Annotated in this window: 20 protein-coding genes; 11 read left to right on the top strand and 9 right to left on the bottom strand. The window is 64.4% G+C overall.

Translation table 11 applies throughout. From position 1 onward, the window contains the following. Positions 1-18 precede the first annotated feature (18 nt). From AACH87_RS03445 to AACH87_RS03430, 4 genes are all read right to left on the bottom strand, one after another. Complete coding sequence (locus AACH87_RS03445; RefSeq protein ID WP_338797330.1) at positions 19-2,073, bottom strand: TonB-dependent receptor; 2,055 nt, start codon at positions 2,071-2,073, stop codon at positions 19-21. A 104-nt stretch (positions 2,074-2,177) separates the two neighbouring features. Continuing rightward, positions 2,178-2,660: a nickel-responsive transcriptional regulator NikR gene (nikR, locus tag AACH87_RS03440; protein ID WP_338797329.1), complete on the bottom strand. Its 483-nt coding sequence runs from the start codon at positions 2,658-2,660 to the stop codon at positions 2,178-2,180. Positions 2,661-2,848: 188 nt separating this feature from the next. Beyond that, complete coding sequence (locus tag AACH87_RS03435) at positions 2,849-3,472, bottom strand: DUF4124 domain-containing protein (RefSeq protein WP_338797328.1); 624 nt, start codon at positions 3,470-3,472, stop codon at positions 2,849-2,851. Between the two features lie 88 nt (positions 3,473-3,560). Next, on the bottom strand, positions 3,561-5,546 hold the full coding sequence (locus AACH87_RS03430; protein ID WP_338797327.1) for a transglycosylase SLT domain-containing protein: 1,986 nt from the start codon (positions 5,544-5,546) through the stop codon (positions 3,561-3,563). A 14-nt stretch (positions 5,547-5,560) separates the two neighbouring features. On the opposite strand from AACH87_RS03430, the gene AACH87_RS03425 reads away from it, so the two are divergent. From AACH87_RS03425 to AACH87_RS03415, 3 genes are all read left to right on the top strand, one after another. Next, positions 5,561-6,133 carry a 5-formyltetrahydrofolate cyclo-ligase gene (locus AACH87_RS03425; protein WP_338797326.1) on the top strand — a complete coding sequence of 191 codons (573 nt, stop codon included), beginning with the start codon at positions 5,561-5,563 and terminating at the stop codon, positions 6,131-6,133. A 144-nt stretch (positions 6,134-6,277) separates the two neighbouring features. Continuing rightward, the gene (locus AACH87_RS03420; protein ID WP_338797325.1) at positions 6,278-6,970 is read left to right on the top strand and encodes a glutathione S-transferase family protein; all 693 of its coding nucleotides are present in this window, start codon (positions 6,278-6,280) and stop codon (positions 6,968-6,970) included. Positions 6,971-6,973: 3 nt separating this feature from the next. Beyond that, positions 6,974-7,282, top strand: coding sequence for an NIPSNAP family protein (locus tag AACH87_RS03415; protein WP_338797324.1), 309 nt, complete (start codon positions 6,974-6,976; stop codon positions 7,280-7,282). A gap of 30 nt (positions 7,283-7,312) precedes the next feature. Here the strand turns inward: AACH87_RS03415 and AACH87_RS03410 are convergent, their stop codons facing one another. Next, entirely contained in the window at positions 7,313-7,774 is a 462-nt protein-coding gene (locus AACH87_RS03410) for a hypothetical protein (RefSeq protein WP_338797323.1), read from the bottom strand. A gap of 132 nt (positions 7,775-7,906) precedes the next feature. On the opposite strand from AACH87_RS03410, the gene AACH87_RS03405 reads away from it, so the two are divergent. Next, positions 7,907-9,184, top strand: coding sequence for a multifunctional CCA addition/repair protein (locus AACH87_RS03405; RefSeq protein WP_338797322.1), 1,278 nt, complete (start codon positions 7,907-7,909; stop codon positions 9,182-9,184). A gap of 8 nt (positions 9,185-9,192) precedes the next feature. Then, positions 9,193-9,645, top strand: a complete 453-nt coding sequence (locus tag AACH87_RS03400; protein ID WP_338798838.1) for a GNAT family N-acetyltransferase — start codon at positions 9,193-9,195, stop codon at positions 9,643-9,645. A 57-nt stretch (positions 9,646-9,702) separates the two neighbouring features. Here the strand turns inward: AACH87_RS03400 and AACH87_RS03395 are convergent, their stop codons facing one another. Continuing rightward, the gene (locus AACH87_RS03395) at positions 9,703-10,344 is read right to left on the bottom strand and encodes a DUF1109 domain-containing protein (protein ID WP_338797321.1); all 642 of its coding nucleotides are present in this window, start codon (positions 10,342-10,344) and stop codon (positions 9,703-9,705) included. Continuing rightward, positions 10,341-10,883, bottom strand: coding sequence for a sigma-70 family RNA polymerase sigma factor (locus tag AACH87_RS03390; protein WP_338797320.1), 543 nt, complete (start codon positions 10,881-10,883; stop codon positions 10,341-10,343). Before AACH87_RS03390 ends, AACH87_RS03395 begins: the two co-directional genes overlap by 4 nt. A gap of 277 nt (positions 10,884-11,160) precedes the next feature. Between AACH87_RS03390 and AACH87_RS03385 the strand changes: the two genes are divergently transcribed. From AACH87_RS03385 to AACH87_RS03370, 4 genes are all read left to right on the top strand, one after another. Next, on the top strand, positions 11,161-11,451 hold the full coding sequence (locus AACH87_RS03385) for a DUF2282 domain-containing protein (protein WP_338797319.1): 291 nt from the start codon (positions 11,161-11,163) through the stop codon (positions 11,449-11,451). 40 nt (positions 11,452-11,491) lie between these two features. Continuing rightward, positions 11,492-12,334 (top strand): DUF692 domain-containing protein, encoded by an 843-nt coding sequence (locus AACH87_RS03380; protein ID WP_338798837.1) that lies wholly within the window; start codon positions 11,492-11,494, stop codon positions 12,332-12,334. Further along, on the top strand, positions 12,325-13,113 hold the full coding sequence (locus tag AACH87_RS03375; RefSeq protein WP_338797318.1) for a DNA-binding domain-containing protein: 789 nt from the start codon (positions 12,325-12,327) through the stop codon (positions 13,111-13,113). The genes AACH87_RS03380 and AACH87_RS03375 overlap by 10 nt, the downstream gene beginning before the upstream one ends. A 78-nt stretch (positions 13,114-13,191) precedes the next feature. Beyond that, a complete protein-coding gene (locus AACH87_RS03370) occupies positions 13,192-13,605 on the top strand; it encodes a DoxX family protein (protein ID WP_338798836.1) in 414 nt (137 codons plus the stop codon). Positions 13,606-13,610: 5 nt separating this feature from the next. Here the strand turns inward: AACH87_RS03370 and AACH87_RS03365 are convergent, their stop codons facing one another. Both AACH87_RS03365 and trxC read right to left on the bottom strand, forming a co-directional pair. Beyond that, positions 13,611-14,069: a hypothetical protein gene (locus tag AACH87_RS03365; protein WP_338797317.1), complete on the bottom strand. Its 459-nt coding sequence runs from the start codon at positions 14,067-14,069 to the stop codon at positions 13,611-13,613. Positions 14,070-14,240: 171 nt separating this feature from the next. Further along, a complete protein-coding gene (trxC, locus tag AACH87_RS03360; protein WP_338797316.1) occupies positions 14,241-14,675 on the bottom strand; it encodes a thioredoxin TrxC in 435 nt (144 codons plus the stop codon). A 182-nt stretch (positions 14,676-14,857) separates the two neighbouring features. Here trxC and otsB point away from each other — a divergent pair, with 182 nt between their 5' ends. Together otsB and otsA are read left to right on the top strand one after the other, a co-directional pair. Continuing rightward, the gene (otsB, locus tag AACH87_RS03355) at positions 14,858-15,577 is read left to right on the top strand and encodes a trehalose-phosphatase (protein WP_338797315.1); all 720 of its coding nucleotides are present in this window, start codon (positions 14,858-14,860) and stop codon (positions 15,575-15,577) included. A 112-nt stretch (positions 15,578-15,689) separates the two neighbouring features. Next, entirely contained in the window at positions 15,690-17,069 is a 1,380-nt protein-coding gene (gene otsA, locus AACH87_RS03350) for an alpha,alpha-trehalose-phosphate synthase (UDP-forming) (RefSeq protein ID WP_338797314.1), read from the top strand. The last annotated feature ends 1 nt before the right edge of the window (position 17,070 follow it).

Below are 17,070 nucleotides of genomic sequence, written 5' to 3'. Positions count from 1 at the left end.
GGTGTTCCTAAAGGCGTTTCAGAATGACAGCTGGGTCCCGATCTTGAAAGTACGAGGCGTGCCGGGAGCAAACACCTGCGTGCCGCCAATCACCGATGCCGAGGTGGCATAGGCTTTGTCCGTGAGGTTGGACACGGTGGCGTAGACCTCGTAGCGTTCGGTTGGCCGGTAGACCACGCCCCAATCCACGGTGGCGTAGCCGCCATAGGCCACGCTGTTGTCGGCATTCACGGCATAGGCCCCCACCCAACGCCAGGTGGCTGTGGTGGACCAGTGAGCCACAGGCCGCCATGTCGCGCTCAGCGTGCCTGTATAGCGCGGCACGCCTGCCACCTGCTTGCCCACCAGGGCGGCGTTGCCGTTCTCGGTCACGCGCGAGCGGGCGCTGCCGTAGGTCAGCGCCAGGTCCACATCCCGGTGCACAGCCCACAACGCACTGATCTCCACCCCCGTGCGGCGGGTGCTGCCATAGTTCTCATACACACCCGGGGCCACCGTGCGGATTTCGTCACTGGAGGTGAGACGGTAGGCAGCCACATCAAGCATCAGACCCTGCACGGGCTTGAACTGCGCACCCACCTCGGTCTGGCGAAAGACATTGGGGTCCAGCACGGCGGCACCCAGCGCGTATTTGGCAAACGTGCTGGGCAAGGCAAAGCCTTCAGCCCAGCTGGTGCGCAGCTGCACGCCCGGCGCTACGTCCGAGCGCACCCCCAGTTTGGGGCTGGCATGGGACATCTTCGCCAGGGGGCCGCAAGGATCGGTTCCGCTCTCAACCCCGTCGCGCGTGCAGTCGCCCGTGAAGCGATCCCAGCGCAGGCCTGCCGAGGGTTTGAACAGGGCATGCAGCGGGGCCTCCACCTCGCCAAAGGCCGACACACTGTTGAGGCGGGAAGTCCGGTCATTGATGGCCGGTGCCACACGCACGCGCTGGTTCAGTCCGTCGTAGTACTGGTACTGCGTGGACTCCCGGAAGGTCTCAATGCCCGCCACCCAGTTCAGGGGCGTGTTGCCCATAGGTGTACGCCCGTTCAGACTGGTACCTGCGCCGTACACCTTGCGGTCATAGGTTTCCTCACGCTGCCGCCAGGTGGAGGCATTGACCGGGCGGCTGAACCAGCGGGTGAAATCCTGCTGCGTGGTGTAGGCAAAGGTCAGCAGTTTCACGTCTGGCGCAAGCGCGTAGTTCACGTCTGCACGCAGCGTGGCAAAGTGCTTGCTGGCCCCGTCGTTCATGGCGCGCGGGTCTTTTCCATAGGGGTCCTGTGCAAACTGCGCACCGGTGACGTAGCCGGGGGAGTCGCCGTCGGCCTCGTGCCAGCGGCCCGACAAGGCAATGTCCAGGTCTGCGCTCAGGCGCTTCGTCCAGCGACCGGCCAACGTGCTGCGGCTGAAGTCGGATTGCGTGCGAAACCCTTCGGTGCGGTAGTGCTGCGCGGCCAGGTTCAGGTATTCGTCCTCTGCCAGCTTGAGCCCCCAAGCCCCCTGCAGGTCTGCCGTACCGTGCGATGCCAGACTGGCATCCACCTGCCGGTATTCACCGCGCTTGCGGGTCTCCACCGCCATCAGCCCGGCACGGTTGAAGTTGCCGTACAACGCAGACACGGGGCCTTTGTAGACCGTGAAGCGGTCGATCTCCAGCGGCACGATGACGTTGAAGTCCACATACCCGTCGGCATGCGACATGGCCTCATTGAGGGGGATGCCATCCAGCACCACGCCCACATCGCCGCCATGCCCGCCGCCGCCAAAGCCGCGCATCACGATGGTGTCCGCCACGCCCGAGAGCTGGTAGTTCTGCACATTCATGCCGGGCACGTAGCGCAGCAGCTCTGTGGGCTGGCTCAGGTGCTTCTCGGCGATTTCATCGCGTTCAAACCCGGTGCTCGAATAGGCGGATGCAGCGCCCTGCAATGCCTGGCCTTTGATCTCTATGGCCTGCAACGTGGGCGTGGCTTCCTGCGCTACTGCGCAGGGGGCGGCAAGGGCCAGCACGATGGCCGCGCAGAGCGGGTGCCTGCGCATGGCCCCCAGCGTGCGGCGGGTGCCGGGCGGGAACGGATGGCATTTCACAGAATTTCTCCCGGTATGAAGTACAGAAAATTTTTCTTATCCGACCACGACACACATCGGCAAGGAGTGCTGTCGCAGGGACGGGGCTTGTTCGGGTGAACCGGTCAGTGCCGGTGGGCAGACGGACGCGCAGCCATCTTGCCCCGCTGGCGCGCACGATCTGCAGGCTTGCCGTCGGGGGCAGGAGCGTCAGCCATGACCAGGTTCAGCTGCCCGTGGTGCACGCCGCGCTCGGCCATCAGGCTGTCGGCAAAGTGGCGCACAGCGCTGGCCGGGCCCTTGAGCAGCACGGTCTCAATGCAGTGATCGTGGTCCAGATGGGCGTGGGTGCTGGCAATGGTCAGCTCGTGGTGGTCGTGTTGATGGCTGGCCAGCCGCTCGGACAGTTCCCGCTCATGGTGGTTGTAGACGTAGGACAGGTTGGCCACACACGGGCCGTCCCCATCATGCGACTCGCGCAGCCGCGCCAGATGCACGCGCAGGATGTCGCGCACCGCCTCGCTGCGATTGCTGTAGCCGCGCTCGGCAATCAGGTGGTCAAACTCGTGCGCGAGGTCTTCGTCAAGGGAGATGGTGAAGCGTTCCATGGTCTTGAATACCTTTTCAAAGGTGCCATGGCGCAACAAGCCGACCCAAGGCTTGCGCAGTATGAAGAACAGGAAACTTTTCTTAAATACGCCGCATGGCGTACCTGTGCGCAAGCTACAGAACTCCGGTTCTCAACAGGTCAGGAGGTGCAGTGACCTGCCTGGTGGGTACGCGTAGTAACTGGCACTCAGTGCTTGAACTGCTTGGCGCACCCGGTGACGTGGTTGTAGCTGCTGGACATGCACTGGTAGAACGAGCGCTTTTCACCCGCGGACGACTGGCAGTCACCCACGCTGTACTTGCCCTTGGCCTCGCGGATCTTGGGGGCAGTCTCATCGAAAGCGGCTTGGGTCATGTAGCCATCACGCACGTTCTTCTGGCCCACCTCAAGCATCTGATCGGCCTGGTACTGGATGTTGCTGACGGCGACGGCGCAGTTCATGGGCACCTGCTTGCCATCCACCGTTTGAAGGGATTTGCGCAGCCCATCAGCCATCTCCTGCACGCCCTGGGGTACTTTCTTGGTACCGTCTGCGTTGTATTCAGTACCGCCCTTGGGCTCCGCCTTCTTGGCACCCGCTGCACCAGATCCCCCTTTGCTGCCCGCGCCCGATGCGCTCCCACCAGAGCCCGTGGTAGTGCCGTTGGTGCTCTGCAGTTTCAGGGGCTCCATTTCGTCCTGACTGGCAGGGGGTTGGGAGCTATAGTGGGTCTTGCCGTTGGCATCCACCCATTTGTAGACAGGCTGGGAAATCGCAGCGACGCCCCAAGCCAGGGCGCTCAGCGCGAAAGCTGCCTTCCATGCATTCATCATTGGTCTCCCTCCATCAAAAACACTGCCAGCGCTTATACAAAAAGCGCTGGCAGCTTCTCTTTTTATAGCACTGCAGCCTTGCGCCTTAAGGCAACTCTGCATTGATCGCTGGTGCTGACGCATCACGCGGTCCCACCGTGCCCAGGCGGCTGCGCAGCGACTGGGGCTGGCCGGTGAGCAGTGCGGCGTAGTTGGTGGTGTTGGCCAGCACCTTCTTCACGTAGTCGCGGGTCTCGGCAAAGGGCACGTTCTCGGCCCAGATGGCGGCGTCCAGCACCGGGCCATTGCGCCAGTTGCGCGGGCGCCCAGGGCCTGCGTTGTACGCCGCAGCGGCCAGCGGCATGGAACCCGCAAAATCGTCCAGCGCCAGCTTGAGGTAGGCCGTGCCGATGGTGATGTTGGTGTCGCGGTCGGTGATCTGGTCCGGGGTGAAGTTGGCAAGGCCAATCTTCTTGGCCGTCCAGCGGGCTGTTGCGGGCATGACCTGCATGAGGCCCGATGCCCCCACACCCGAACGTGCGTCCATGATGAAGCGGCTTTCCTGCCGGATCAGCCCGTAGACGTAAGCGGGGTCCAGGCCGATGCCTTGCGCACGCTCCACCACGGCGCCGCGAAACGGCGTAGGGAAGCGCTGGTTCATATCGATCAAGGTCTTGGTGCGCTCGCTGGTATTGATGCAGCGGTCCCACACCTCGCGCTGACAGGCAAAGTCGGCAGCGGCCAGCAGTTCGCGCTCACCCATCCCACCGGGCGTGTGCAGGTTGGTGGCGTAGTTCCATTCACGCACGCCTTCCCCCCGCAGGCCCAGCATGATGGCGTAGAGCGCGCGGTTCAGCGCGGGGTTGGCACGGGCGGCAGCCTTCTCCTCCGCCGTCAGGGGCGCGGGTGCGGGTGGCACCACCACGCGCTGGCCCAGTTCTTCCAGGGCCAGCTGTTCGTAAAAGCCCTTGGTGCTGGCAATGCCCTGCAGCCACTGGCGGGCTTCGGCACGCTCGGCCTCGCTGGGCTTGTCGGCCAGCACGGCCTTGGCGCGCCAGTACACCCAGGTACTGTCACTGCGGGCCTCATCGCTCATGGCTTCCACGGCCTTGCGCACTGCCTTCCACTGCCCGGCGCGCAAGGCAGCGCGCACCTTCCAGCCCAGCAGGTCGTCGTTCAGGTCGCTGTCTTTGGTGACGTTGCCAAAGTGGCCCATGGCGTCAGACGACAGGCGCTGAGCTGCTTGTTTTCCGATCACGCCCCAGACCCAGTTGCGCTCTTCTGGCGAAAGGTGCACACCCCACTTGCTGTCCAGCTGGGCGGCAGCGTTGTCCACATCGCTCTGGGCCATGCGGATCAGGGCCAGGGTCACCAGCTCCTGCCGCACCTTGCCGCGGGCTGTAGCGCGGGCGTGCAGGTATTTGGTGGGCGAGTCCATCAGCTCCTTGACCTGGGCGGACGACTCGGGCGAGACGATTTCCACCGCACTGCGGGCAGCGCGAGGGCGGTTGCCTTCTACGGCCAGACGGGCCTTGCGCCAGATGTCCTGCGCCGTGAGCTTTTTGTAGCCATACAGCTCGCCCGCTGCGTGCGTGCAACCATCGTCGGCATCGCGCTGGGCATACCAGTTGCGGCGCACCTCCTCCGGTGCCGTGGCAGGGGCCGTGCCCTTGAGGGTGTCGATCAACAGGGCGTAGCAACGCACTTCCTTGTCGTCAGACATGCGGTATTGGGGGTGCTGCTCGGCAAACTGGGCCCAGTCGCGGCGCTGGCCTAGCAGCAAAAGCCAGTCGTTGCGCAGCCGGTCTTCCTGGTAGGTGCCTGCGTAGCGCTGCAAGAAGGCCTGAATCTCTGATGGGGAAGCTTCGCCCAGACGCAGCTTCAGCTCCCAGTAAGCGGCCCAGGGTTCCAGGGCGTGCCCACGCACCGTGGGCAAAAGCTGCTCCAGCTTTCTGCGGTCGCCTTTGCGAAACGCCTGCTGCATCTCCAGCACGGCATCGTCGCCACGGTTTTGCGCCTGGACAAGAGGCGCGGAGGTAGCCAGCACCATGGCGGCCATAAGGGGTGTCAAAATCGCTCTGAGCAATTGCATGGGGGAATTATCTGATGGACAAAGCAGCCCTTCGGCGCGCGTTGGTAGAAGAACGTCTGAACATGCCCGATCGCCTACAGCGGGCGGATTCGTTACAACAGGTCATGCGCATCTGGCTCATCAACCGGCCCGATACCGTGATTGGTGCCTACTGGCCCATCAAGGGCGAGTTTGACCCCTTGCCCGCGCTGCACCGCTGGAAAGAAGACGGCGAGCTGCTGGACGAGCCGCTGCGCCGCCGCATCGGCCTGCCCGTGGTGAACAAGCAGCACAAGACCCTCACCTTCCACGCCTGGTACCCCGGCTGCCCCATGGAGGAAGACGCCTACGGCATCCCCAAGCCCAAGGACACCGAAGTCATCGTGCCCACCCTGCTGTTTGTGCCCTGCGTGGGCTACGGCCCCGGCGGCTACCGCCTGGGCTATGGCGGCGGCTTCTACGACCGCACGCTGGCCACCCTGCAGCCCCAGCCGTTCACGGTGGGCCTGGGCTTTACCCAGGGGTACCTGGACGACTTTGAGCCGGAGTCCCACGACATGCCGCTGGACGCCATCCTGAACGACAACGGGGTGGTCTGGCCGGTGTAAGAACCTGTTCCAAGTCTCCAGCCCTGCCGGGCGTACGGCGCTGATGCCGTGGGCTCATCAATCCAGGGCTTTTTTTGCATCGGTGCGCCGCACGCTTGCGGCTAGCATGGCGGCATTCTTTGGCTGTTCTCACCGAGGTGCCCCATGCTCCAGCTCTACATTGGCAACAAGAACTACTCTTCCTGGTCCATGCGCCCCTGGGTGCTGCTGCGCCAGGCAGGCATTGCGTTTGACGAAGTGCTGGTTCGCTTCGACAGCTTTGACGCAGACTCCGATTTCAAGCGCGCCATGGGCCCCGTGAGCCCCACCGGCAAAGTGCCCGTGCTGGTCCATGACGGCTTGGTGGTGTGGGACACCCTCGCCATTGCCGAATACGTGGCCGAGACCTGGCCCGACAAGCAGCTCTGGCCCGCCCATCCCCAGGCCCGCGCCCGGTCACGCAGCGTGTGCGCAGAAATGCACAGCGGCTTCACCGCCCTGCGCAGCCACTGCCCCATGAACATCGAGGCCCACCTGCCCGACACCGGTGCCCTCATCTGGCGCGACCAGCCCGGCGTGCGCGCCGACGTGAAGCGCCTGGTGGAGATGTGGAGCGCATTGCTGGAGGAGCACGGCGGCCCCCTGCTGTTTGGCCAGTTCAGCGTGGCAGACGCCTACTTTGCCCCCGTGTGCATGCGCCTGCACACCTACGCCCTGCCCGTGCCGCCACACATCGCCGCCTATGTGCAGCGCGTGCGCGAACTGCCCGGGGTGAAGGCGTGGATGGAGGGAGCGCTGGCAGAAAAAGACTTTCTGGACTTTGAGGAGCCCTACCGCCTCAGCCGCGGCCAGGAGTGAGTCATGGCAGTCACCATCTACCTGCGCTATGTGCTCAACACCAGCAAGCTCAAGGAGTTTGAGCACTACGGCAAATTATGGATTCCGCTGGTCGAGAAGTTTGGTGGTCAACACCACGGCTATTTCATGCCCAGCGAGGGTGCCAACAACGTTGCGCTGGCCCTGTTCACGTTTGAGAGCCTTGCGGCTTATGAGGTCTACCGCGAGCGCTCCATGCAGGACCCGGACTGCCAAGCCGCATTCCGCTATGCCGAGGAGACAGGCTGCATCGTGAGCTATGAGCGCAGCTTTTTCAGGCCGGTGTTTGCCTGACGGCTGACCACGAAGAGCCCCCGCAACCCCTCACCCCTGGCGAAACTGCTTGCGCAAAAACGCCTTGTGCCGCGCAATGTGCGCCAGCTGTGCGGGGGCTACAGTGCCGCCCAGGTCTTCATCCTCCACATTGAGCACCTGGTTGGCGTAGGCCATGGCGCGGGCGACCACGTCGGCTTCGCTCACGCCCTGCTGCGCGGCCAAATCCATCGCCACGCGGCGCATGGCGCGCTGCGAAAGCATCCACATGGCACCAAAGGAATCCCACGCAGCCGCCATCTCCTTGAATTTTTCGTGCTCGGCCAGGATTTCGTTCAGCGGCTTGGCAAGGATTTCCTGCAGGCTTTCCACCTGGGCCTTCAGGGCCTCGAACTGGGCTTCGCGCTGCAGGGCCTCTGCGGCCTCTTTGGCGGCCGCATCCGGAGCCGTGGGCACAGGCAGGCTGCCGTCGGGGTTGGGCTGGGCAATGGTGAGGGAGGATGCGATGGACATGGTCTGGCCTGACAGAGAACAACGACAGAAATCAACGAGAAAAGCAAACGGTGCCGACAAGGCGACAAGGTAACAGGGGCAACAAGGCCATCACCTGCCGTGGCGGCATGGGTGGGCCCCTACACTAGGCGCATGCAAATTTACATGGTAGGGGGCGCGGTACGCGACCGGCTGCTGGGCCGCCCCGTCAACGACCACGACTGGGTAGTGGTGGGCGCCACGCCCGAGCAGATGCTCGCCCAGGGCTACCTGCCCGTAGGCCGGGATTTTCCGGTGTTTCTGCACCCCGACACGCGCGAGGAATATGCCCTGGCCCGCACCGAGCGCAAGAGCGGGCGGGGCTACCGCGGCTTTGTGGTGCACACCGCCCCGGACGTGACGCTGGAAGAAGACCTCTCGCGGCGCGACCTTACTATCAATGCGATAGCTGCCTGCGCTGATTGGACGGGCGCTGGAGCCGTTTTTGACCCTTATGGTGGCGTGCAAGACCTTGAGGCCCGTGTGCTGCGCCATGTGACGGACGCCTTCCGCGAAGACCCGGTGCGCATCTTGCGGCTGGCACGTTTTGCGGCGCGGTTTACCGACTTCACCGTAGCCCCTGAAACCATGGCGCTGATGCGCGAGATGGTGGCGCACGGCGAAGTGGACCACCTGGTGCCCGAGCGCGTGTGGCAAGAGCTGGCGCGCGGGCTGATGGAAGCCCAGCCTTCGCGCATGTTCGAGGTGCTGCGCGAGTGCGGTGCGCTGCAGGTGCTGCTGCCCGAGGTCACGCGCCTGTGGGGCGTGCCCCAGCCCCCGCTGCACCACCCCGAGGTGGACACGGGCGTGCACCTGATGATGGTGCTGGACATGGCAGCACGCCTGCAGGCCCCGCTGACGGTGCGGTTTGCCTGCCTGGCGCACGACTTGGGCAAGGGCACCACGCCTGCCGACATCCTGCCCCGCCACATCGGCCACGAAGAGCGCAGTGCTGCACTGCTGCAGGAAGTGGCCGAGCGCCTGCGCGTGCCCGTGGACTGCCGCGAAACCGCCGAAGTGGTGGCGCGCGAGCACGGCCACATCCACCGCAGTGGTGACCTGGGCGCGGGCCCGCTGGTGCGCCTGCTGGAGCGCTGCGACGCCATCCGCAAGCCCGAGCGCTTTGCCGAAGTGCTGCTGGCCTGCGAGTGCGATGCCCGCGGCCGACTGGGTTTTGAGGAAGCAAGCTACCCGCAGCGCCCCCGCCTGCTGGCCGTGCTGGCCGCCATGCAAGGCGTGGTCACCCGCGAGATTGCAGCCAAGGCCGCCGCCAAGGGCATACAGGGGCCGCAGGTGGGCGAACTGATCCACCAGGCACGCGTGGAGGCCGTGGCGCAGTGGCTACGCACCGCGCAGACCGCAAAGTCGTCATCCACCCCATCCACCGCGTAACGCCCGCCATGAGCCTGCATATCCGCCCCGCCACACTGCATGACGTACCAGCGATCGCGCCTTTGTTCGATGCCTATCGCCAGTTCTACGAACAGCCCGCAGACCTGCAGCGAGCTGCGCAGTTCATCCACGAAAGACTTGCACGGCAAGAGTCCGTGATTTTGCTGGCGCAAGATGACGCGGAGGCAGCCGTGGGCTTTTGCCAGCTGTACCCGAGCTTTTGCTCAGTGGAAGCCGCCCCCATCTATGTGCTGTACGACCTGTTCGTGAGCCCAGCGGCACGAGGCCAGGGCGCTGGCCGCTTCCTGCTGCTGGCTGCCGAAGACCATGCCCGCCGCCATGGGCGCGTGCGCATGGACCTGACCACAGCACACACCAACCGCACGGCCCAGTCGTTGTATGAATCCATGGGCTGGGAGCTGGACACGGTGTTTCGCGCCTACACGCGGCGCGTGCAGTAACGCCCCACGTTTACCTGGAACCTGCCGGCGCGCAGCAGAGTACCAAGAGCGCAACTCTTACCAACGCAGCCAACGCGCCCCCAGCAAGGCCCCCAGCGCGGTAGGGATGGCGATGCCCACCACGTACCACACCGCCAGAAAAGGCGCGGCCATTTCGGGGCAATGCAGGGCGTAGACCAGCGCGGCCAAAGCACCGGCCAGCAAGCCCGCGCCAGCACCTGCCCACCCTGGGCGCGTGGGCGCCCCGCCCCGCAAGGCCCACAACCCCGCCAGAAGGGCGGGTACCGCCAGCAAGGCAATGTTGAACGGGCAAGTGCGCCAGGTGGTTCCCAGCACCATGGGCATGCGCAGGCTGGCAGGCTGCTGCCACAGCTCCCACCCACCCAGGCCCCAGATCACGGCCACGGGCATCGCAATCCATCCCGCAGCCGGTAAGGCCTTGGCCCCGGGCCGCGCCAGTCGCAACACAGCCCACAGGCAGGGCACCGCCAGGGCCGCAGCAAAGGCCAGCTTGCCCCAGAACATGGGCAGCGCCAGGGTCTGGACAAGGTCTGGTCTGACGCCGAAAAACGTCAACATCAACACTGCGGCACCTGCCAGCCCCACCACCGCGGCCCGCACCACCCGCGGTTCAACGCGGGGTTGCAGGTCTTCGGCCGCACTCGCGGCCAATACGCCAATCCATTCATCGGTTTTCATACGGTTCCCCTGATCCGTACAGCCAGGGCCTTGAGCCCCCGGTGCACGCCTACTTTGACGGCTGACTCGGACATGCCCGTCAAACGGGCTGTCTCTGCAACAGAAAGGCCTTCCAGCTTGACATGCACGATGGGCAGGCGCTGGCGCTCCGGCAGGGTCTGCAGCAGCTGGCCCAGATCCCTTTGAGCGGTTGATGCTTCGTCATCCGTGCTGGCAAACAGCTCCTGTGCATCGTCCAGCGGATCGTTCAGCGCCTCCTTGACGCGGTGCGACCTCAGCCAGTCGATGAGCTTGTAGCGGGCAATGGCATAGGCCCAGGCCGTCACCGGCATCTCGCGGCGATAGGTGTGGCGCTGGTTGTGCACCGCAAGCAATGTCTCCTGCACCAGGTCCTCCACTTCGTCGGGGCGCTGTGCCAGTCGCCTGCGCAAAAAGCTGCGCAGGTGGGCACTGAGCTGTTTCAAAAACTGCTGGTATGCCGCTGCATCTGCCTCCAACCCTCGCAACCAGAGGGTTCGCAGCTGCTCTTCAATCTCCATGTTCCCCTCTCCGGGGGCGCGCAACCTCTGCTGCCCGCTCCGCCTCTCGACCCGAGACGCGAGCACAGACCGTTCTGCACGCCCACCCTGTATTCGGATGGATACCCCTGCCGGTTACAGCTGGAATATTTTTAATTTTTTTTTGCTGCCCACGGTAACCGCAACGCAGCCCCTTGCGAATTAACGCACAGACCGGCTGGCAGCACCTAGTGCACAGGCTTGCTGGTCTGAAACCCTCTTCATCACCAACGGCTTCAAGGCCATCAGGAGAAATCAGATGACAACATGCACCACCCGCACCCTCAGCGCACTGGCCTTGGCCGCCCTGGCCTCAGGCGCAGCCCTGGCGCAGAACATGCCCGCAGAGGGCGCGAAGCCCGCTACGGAGAAATGCTATGGCGTATCGCTCGCAGGCAAGAACGATTGCGCCGCAGGGCCCGGCACCACCTGCGCTGGCACGTCCAAGATGGACTACCAGAGCAACGCCTGGAAGCTGGTGCCCGCAGGCACCTGCACCAGCATCAAGACCCCGAAGGGCATGGGTTCGCTGACCCCCATGAAGTCCTGATCTGAAGGGGAACCGTGCAATGACCGGGGACGTAACGGACATGACTGACATGACGGCAGGGCTGTCGCTCAAGCCTGTGTATTTTGAAGATGCGCTGCACTGCCAGGCCCCCGGCATGTGGTGGGAAGTGCATCCCGAAAACTACATGGCCGAAGGCGGCCCCCGCCTGCCCTGGCTGCTGGCGGTGCGCGAACGCCACCCGGTATCACTGCACGGCGTTTCACTGAGCCTGGCCGCCGACGCGCCCCCCTGTGCCGAGCAACTGCGGCGGCTGGCATGGCTGGTTCGCGAGGTCCAGCCCGCCCTGGTGTCAGAGCATCTTGCGTGGTCACAGTGGCAAGGGGTTTACCACCCGGACCTGCTGCCGTTTCCGCGCACCCAGCAATCGCTGCAACGCGTGGTGGACAACGTTCTGCGCACGCAGGACGCACTGCAGCACACCATTGCCATCGAGAACCCCGCGCACTACCTGCCGCTGCCCGGTCACACCATGGATGAACCGGAATTCATACAGCGGCTGGTGCAGCAGACGGGCTGCACCTTGCTGCTGGACGTGAACAACCTCTACCTGGGCGCAAGCAACCTGGGGCACGATCCCGCGCACGGGCTGGACGACTACCCCCTGCATGCGGTCAGCGAGATCCATCTGGCGGGGCACCATGCCGACCCCGACCTGGGTGCGGGCTTGCTGATCGACGGGCATGACACCCCGGTGGCGGAACCTGTGTGGGCGCTGTACCGGCAGGTGCTGCAGCGCACCGGGCCCCGGCCCACGCTGATCGAGCGCGACGAGCAACTCCCGCCCTTTGCAGAGCTGATGGCGGAGCGACAACGCGCCCACCATTTGCTGCGCCCTTGCCCGGAGCTGGTGCCATGCGACTGAAAGAGTTTCAGGACTGCTTTGCCGCCGCACTGTGGGCGCAGGGCCATGGCGATGGCGAGGCCGCCGCTACCGCACTCGGGCAGGAGCCAACCCCGGTGCCTGTGCACCACCCCGCGTTTGCCGTGTACCGCAACACCGTGCGCAAGGCCTGCGTGGATGCCCTGCAAGCCAACTACCCCACGGTCTGCGCCGTGGTGGGAGAAGCGTGGTTCCGCGCCTTCGCGCAGCACTATTCGCAACAGCACCCGCCGCACGATGCGAGGCTGATGCTGTACGGAGAAGGCATCGCCCACTTTCTGGAGGCATTTGCCCCTGCCGCGCAGATGCCTTACCTGCCCCTGCTGGCACGTCTGGACCGGTACTGGACCGAATGCCACATGGCACCGGATGCCCCGCCCCTGCCCGCGAACTGGCTCGCCCGACAAAGCCCTGAGACCCTGGCCACAGCGCATGTCAGCCCCCACCCTGCCGCCCGCTGGCTATGGAGCGCAGAACACCCGGCCTGCACGCTTTGGCAATTGCACCGTGAGGGTGTGGCGATCCCGGAAGACTTGCCCTGGCAGCCTGACGGTGCGCTCTTGACGCGCCCTGGCGACTCGGTCTTGTGGGCTGCACTGCCGCCAGCGGGTGTGGCGTTTCTCAATGCGTGCCAGCGTGGCATGCCATTGCAGTCCGCAGCCGAGCAGGCTTGGCTGGCAGACCCGCAAACCGACCTCTCTGCGCTGATTGCGCTGCTGCTGCATCAGGGCGCGCTAGCGCTGCCTGAAGGCGCTTATTGATTTTTCACATCCCAGGACATCGCCATGCCTCCAACCACTCTTCATTCCACAGCCTGGACTCGCCGCTTCGTTTCCGTGATGGAAGCCCTCACGCCCCACAGCCTGCTGGCCCTGGTGGCACGCGTGGCATTGGCTGGCATCTTCTGGGCCTCCGCTCGCACCAAGGTGGAAGGGTGGTTCACCATCACCGAAGGCACCTATGCCCTTTTTCGGGATGAGTACCGGGTGCCTGTTTTGCCGCCCGAGCTGGCGGCGCAGCTAGCCACGGTGGGTGAGCACGCCGGGGCCGTGATGCTGGTGCTGGGGTTGGCAACCCGCCTGTCTTCCTTGGGGTTGCTGGGCATGACGCTGGTGATCCAGCTGTTTGTGTACCCCGACGCCTGGGCAACCCACCTGTCATGGGCGGGGCTGATGCTGTACTTGGCAGGCCGGGGTGGGGGAATGCTGGCCCTGGACCATGTGCTGGCGCAGGGCCTATTCAAGGCAAGCTGAAGCGCTTACTTGCCGCCGTTCTGGCGGTAGTCGGTCAACAGGTGCAGCGGCATGACGCGCTCCGCCATCTCTTCACGGGGAGTGACCAGGTAGGTACGCCCGGCAAGGTACACCTCAATCTGCTGCCAGCGTCCGTAAGGAGAGCGCACGCTCATCAGGTTGCGCCCACCGCGCTGAAGGTTGTAGCCTGTGCCCGCGGGCTCGGCGGTGTAGCGAAGGGTCTTGCCATCAATGCCCGCTTCGTAGGCCGCAGCGCCAGTGATTTTCACGAGCATGTCGTTCAGCCCGTGCTGATTCTTGTCCAGAAAGGTTGCGATCTCAATTTTGAGACCGTCCCCCGCGAGGTATTGCCCGTAAGGGTTCACAACGGGCTTTTCGTCCTGCGCATGGGCAGGCGCGAGGAAGGCAAAGACTGCCAGAGCGGCAGAGAACAGGGCAATCAGTGTGTGGCGGACAAATGACATGGTGGAGATTCCTGGGTAAGCCCCAGTAGCCTCCAACGCTGGAGAGCCGCTACAGGGGGCGAGGAATCTTACGGGCCGATACACCCGGATGGCTCAGGCACCGCCTGGCAAATTGCAAGCTTTCGTAAGGCTCATACGCCCAGAGGGGCAGTCCCTACCTTTGGCGTGGCATCAACTGGCAGCCTGCACCCACCGCGCAATGTCGGCCGCCCCCATGGCGCCGGAGACCCGCGCCACTTCTGCACCGCCGCGAAAGAGGATCATGGTGGGAATGCTGCGGATACCGTAGCGCGCTGCAATTTGTGGATGGGCTTCGGTATCCAGTTTGGTCAGGCGTACCCGCGGCTCCAGCTCTCGTGCGGCCTGAGCAAAGGCTGGGGCCATCTGCCGACATGGGCCACACCAGGGTGCCCAGAAATCCACCACCACAGGAATCTGGTTGCGGGCGACATGCTTGTCAAAGCTCGCCCCATCCAGCTCCAGCGGAGCCCCTGCAAACAAAGGCTTGTGGCACTGCCCGCAATCCGGGGCACTGCCCAGCTGAGGCGCCTGCACGCGATTGGTCACATGGCAGTGGGGGCAAACAACATGCAGAGCTTCAGTCATGGCTTTCAAGGTAGGAACGCATTGCCCTTCACATGGCGACACGGTGCAGACAATTCAAGCCCAGCCAGAATCTGATCTGAAGCGCGCTCTGATGGGATCTGGTCGCAGCCTTTGCGATGCGTTACGCCCCCGGCATCGGCTTTCAGCGCCCATCCGCAGACGCGTCTGTTATGGTCTGCACCATGCAGCAGCCGCCTCCCCTGACCGCAGCGCACGCGCTCTTCCTGGACTTTGACGGAACCCTGGCCGAACTGGCCCCACACCCTGATGCCGTGCAGGTTGCACCCGGGTTGATTGGCCAGTTGGGCCTGTTGCAGCAGCGGCTGCAGGGCGCTTTGGCGGTGGTGACCGGGCGGCCCCTGGCAGACGTGGACCGGTTTCTTCACCCACTGCAACTGCCTGCCGCTTTTGAGCACGGCGCGCACTACCGTTGGCCCGATGGGTCTACGCATACTTCCCATCCGCCTGATCTGGCCCCGGTGCTGCTGGCGGCGCAGCAGCTGGCAGCACGCCACCCGCCCTTGCTGGTGGAGGCCAAGCGTGCCAGCGTGGCCCTGCACTACCGCGCCGCACCTGAGCTGGAGGCCCTGTGCGAAGCTGTGATGACACAAGCCCTGGAGTCAACCCAGGGCCTTGAATTGATGCCGGGCAAATGCGTGCTGGAAGTCAAAGCCCAAGGGGTGGACAAAGGTCGGGCGATCGCCGACTTCATGGAGCGTGCGCCCTATGCGGGCCGCATCCCCGTCTTCGCGGGGGACGATGTGACCGACGAAAAGGGCTTTGCTGCGGTGCAAGCGCTGGGGGGCTGGGGTATCAAGGTGGGAGGGGGAACGACCACCGCACAGTACCGATGCGCATCCCCCGAAGGGGTCCGCATCTGGCTGCAAACGCTGAAAGGCTGAGAGCCAGTTAAGCACCCACGGCCAAAACCCGGCTTGTGTGGGCCATTACCGCAATATCAGTCGGGGCGGTGTCCGACATGGCTCAGGGCCAGCTCATCCGATGATGCAGCGCATGAGCCGTCTTGTTGTCATCTCCAATCGCATTGCCGACCCCCGCAAACCCGCCGCTGGAGGCTTGGCTGTTGCACTGGGCGATGCGTTGAACAAGACCGGCGGCCTCTGGTTCGGCTGGAGCGGCAACATTGCCGAAGAGGGCTCCCCCGGCGAGGGCGAAATGCATGTGCGCCAGGCGGGCACTGTCACACTGGCCACGGTAAACCTGTGCCGCGAAGACCACGACACGTACTACCACGGCTACAGCAACAGTGTGCTGTGGCCCGTGTTCCATTACCGGCTCGATCTGGCCGACTTCAACGCCCGCTACATCGCCGGTTACCGGCGCGTGAACCAGATGTTTGCGCGCAAACTGCTGCCTTTGCTGCGTGATGACGACATCCTCTGGATTCACGACTACCACCTGATCCCCCTGGCAGCAGAGCTGCGCACCATGGGTTGCCGTCAGCGCATGGGCTTCTTTCTGCACATCCCCATGCCGCCGCCGCTCATCATGGCGGCCATTCCGCAGCATGAGTGGCTGATGCGGTCTTTCATGGCCTATGACCTGGTGGGTCTGCAAAGCGAAGCAGATGTGTCGCACTTCAAGCGCTATGTCCGCAACGAGGGCAGCGCCGAAGAGGTGGACAGCACACGGGTGCGGGCCTTTGGCGCCACTGTCGCCGTCAAGGCCTTCCCCATCGGCATCGATGTGGATGAGTTCAGCCGCCTGACCCTGGCCCCAGAAGCCATGGAGACCTGCCAGGGCATGCGCGAGGAATACTCGCGCCGACGCCTGCTGATGGGCATTGACCGGCTGGACTATTCCAAGGGCATACCGCACCGCGTGCGGGCGTTTCGCGAACTGCTAGACCGCTACCCCGAGAACCGGGGCAGTGCCACGCTGATCATGATCGCTTCGCCAAGCCGCGATGACGTGAATGCCTATGGGGACCTGCGACAGGAGCTGGAGGGCCTGTGCGGCTCCGTCAATGGCGACTACGGCGAGCTGGACTGGATGCCCGTGCGCTACATCCACCGCATGGTGGCGCGCAAACGGGTGCCTGGCCTGTGCCGTGCGGCGGCGGTGGGCCTGGTCACACCGCTGCGCGACGGCATGAATCTGGTGGCCAAGGAATATGTGGTGGCTCAGGACCCTGAGGACCCGGGCGTGCTCGTGCTCTCCCGCTTTGCGGGCGCGGCCGAGCAACTGAAGGAAGCCTTGCTGGTCAACCCCTATGACCCGGAAGGCATGGCCAACTGCATTCAGCAGGCACTGCAGATGCCTTTGGAAGAAAGACAGCAGCGGCACCAGAAGCTGATGGCGCGCATCCGCGAGTTTGATGTGCACTGGTGGCGCAAGGCATTTCTGCAAGCGCTGAACGAGGCCAGTGCCTGAG

Source organism: Acidovorax sp. DW039 (genome assembly GCF_037101375.1).
Lineage (GTDB): Bacteria > Pseudomonadota > Gammaproteobacteria > Burkholderiales > Burkholderiaceae_C > Acidovorax.
Note: the sequence above shows the minus strand (reverse complement) of the source record. Positions and strands in the feature narration are given on the sequence as shown.

What these genes read in the sequence shown, in the direction of transcription:
- AACH87_RS03370 (WP_338798836.1), top strand. Translation starts at nt 13,192, where the DNA reads ATGGAAGCCCTCACGCCCCACAGCCTGCTGGCCCTGGTGGCACGCGTG.
- AACH87_RS03390 (WP_338797320.1), bottom strand. Translation starts at nt 10,883, where the DNA reads ATGGAGATTGAAGAGCAGCTGCGAACCCTCTGGTTGCGAGGGTTGGAG.
- AACH87_RS03415 (WP_338797324.1), top strand. Translation starts at nt 6,974, where the DNA reads ATGGCAGTCACCATCTACCTGCGCTATGTGCTCAACACCAGCAAGCTC.
- AACH87_RS03420 (WP_338797325.1), top strand. Translation starts at nt 6,278, where the DNA reads ATGCTCCAGCTCTACATTGGCAACAAGAACTACTCTTCCTGGTCCATG.
- AACH87_RS03395 (WP_338797321.1), bottom strand. Translation starts at nt 10,344, where the DNA reads ATGAAAACCGATGAATGGATTGGCGTATTGGCCGCGAGTGCGGCCGAA.
- otsB (WP_338797315.1), top strand. Translation starts at nt 14,858, where the DNA reads ATGCAGCAGCCGCCTCCCCTGACCGCAGCGCACGCGCTCTTCCTGGAC.
- AACH87_RS03425 (WP_338797326.1), top strand. Translation starts at nt 5,561, where the DNA reads ATGGACAAAGCAGCCCTTCGGCGCGCGTTGGTAGAAGAACGTCTGAAC.
- AACH87_RS03400 (WP_338798838.1), top strand. Translation starts at nt 9,193, where the DNA reads ATGAGCCTGCATATCCGCCCCGCCACACTGCATGACGTACCAGCGATC.
- trxC (WP_338797316.1), bottom strand. Translation starts at nt 14,675, where the DNA reads ATGACTGAAGCTCTGCATGTTGTTTGCCCCCACTGCCATGTGACCAAT.
- AACH87_RS03435 (WP_338797328.1), bottom strand. Translation starts at nt 3,472, where the DNA reads ATGAATGCATGGAAGGCAGCTTTCGCGCTGAGCGCCCTGGCTTGGGGC.
- AACH87_RS03385 (WP_338797319.1), top strand. Translation starts at nt 11,161, where the DNA reads ATGACAACATGCACCACCCGCACCCTCAGCGCACTGGCCTTGGCCGCC.
- otsA (WP_338797314.1), top strand. Translation starts at nt 15,690, where the DNA reads ATGAGCCGTCTTGTTGTCATCTCCAATCGCATTGCCGACCCCCGCAAA.
- AACH87_RS03405 (WP_338797322.1), top strand. Translation starts at nt 7,907, where the DNA reads ATGCAAATTTACATGGTAGGGGGCGCGGTACGCGACCGGCTGCTGGGC.
- AACH87_RS03380 (WP_338798837.1), top strand. Translation starts at nt 11,492, where the DNA reads ATGACTGACATGACGGCAGGGCTGTCGCTCAAGCCTGTGTATTTTGAA.
- AACH87_RS03365 (WP_338797317.1), bottom strand. Translation starts at nt 14,069, where the DNA reads ATGTCATTTGTCCGCCACACACTGATTGCCCTGTTCTCTGCCGCTCTG.
- AACH87_RS03430 (WP_338797327.1), bottom strand. Translation starts at nt 5,546, where the DNA reads ATGCAATTGCTCAGAGCGATTTTGACACCCCTTATGGCCGCCATGGTG.
- nikR (WP_338797329.1), bottom strand. Translation starts at nt 2,660, where the DNA reads ATGGAACGCTTCACCATCTCCCTTGACGAAGACCTCGCGCACGAGTTT.
- AACH87_RS03410 (WP_338797323.1), bottom strand. Translation starts at nt 7,774, where the DNA reads ATGTCCATCGCATCCTCCCTCACCATTGCCCAGCCCAACCCCGACGGC.
- AACH87_RS03375 (WP_338797318.1), top strand. Translation starts at nt 12,325, where the DNA reads ATGCGACTGAAAGAGTTTCAGGACTGCTTTGCCGCCGCACTGTGGGCG.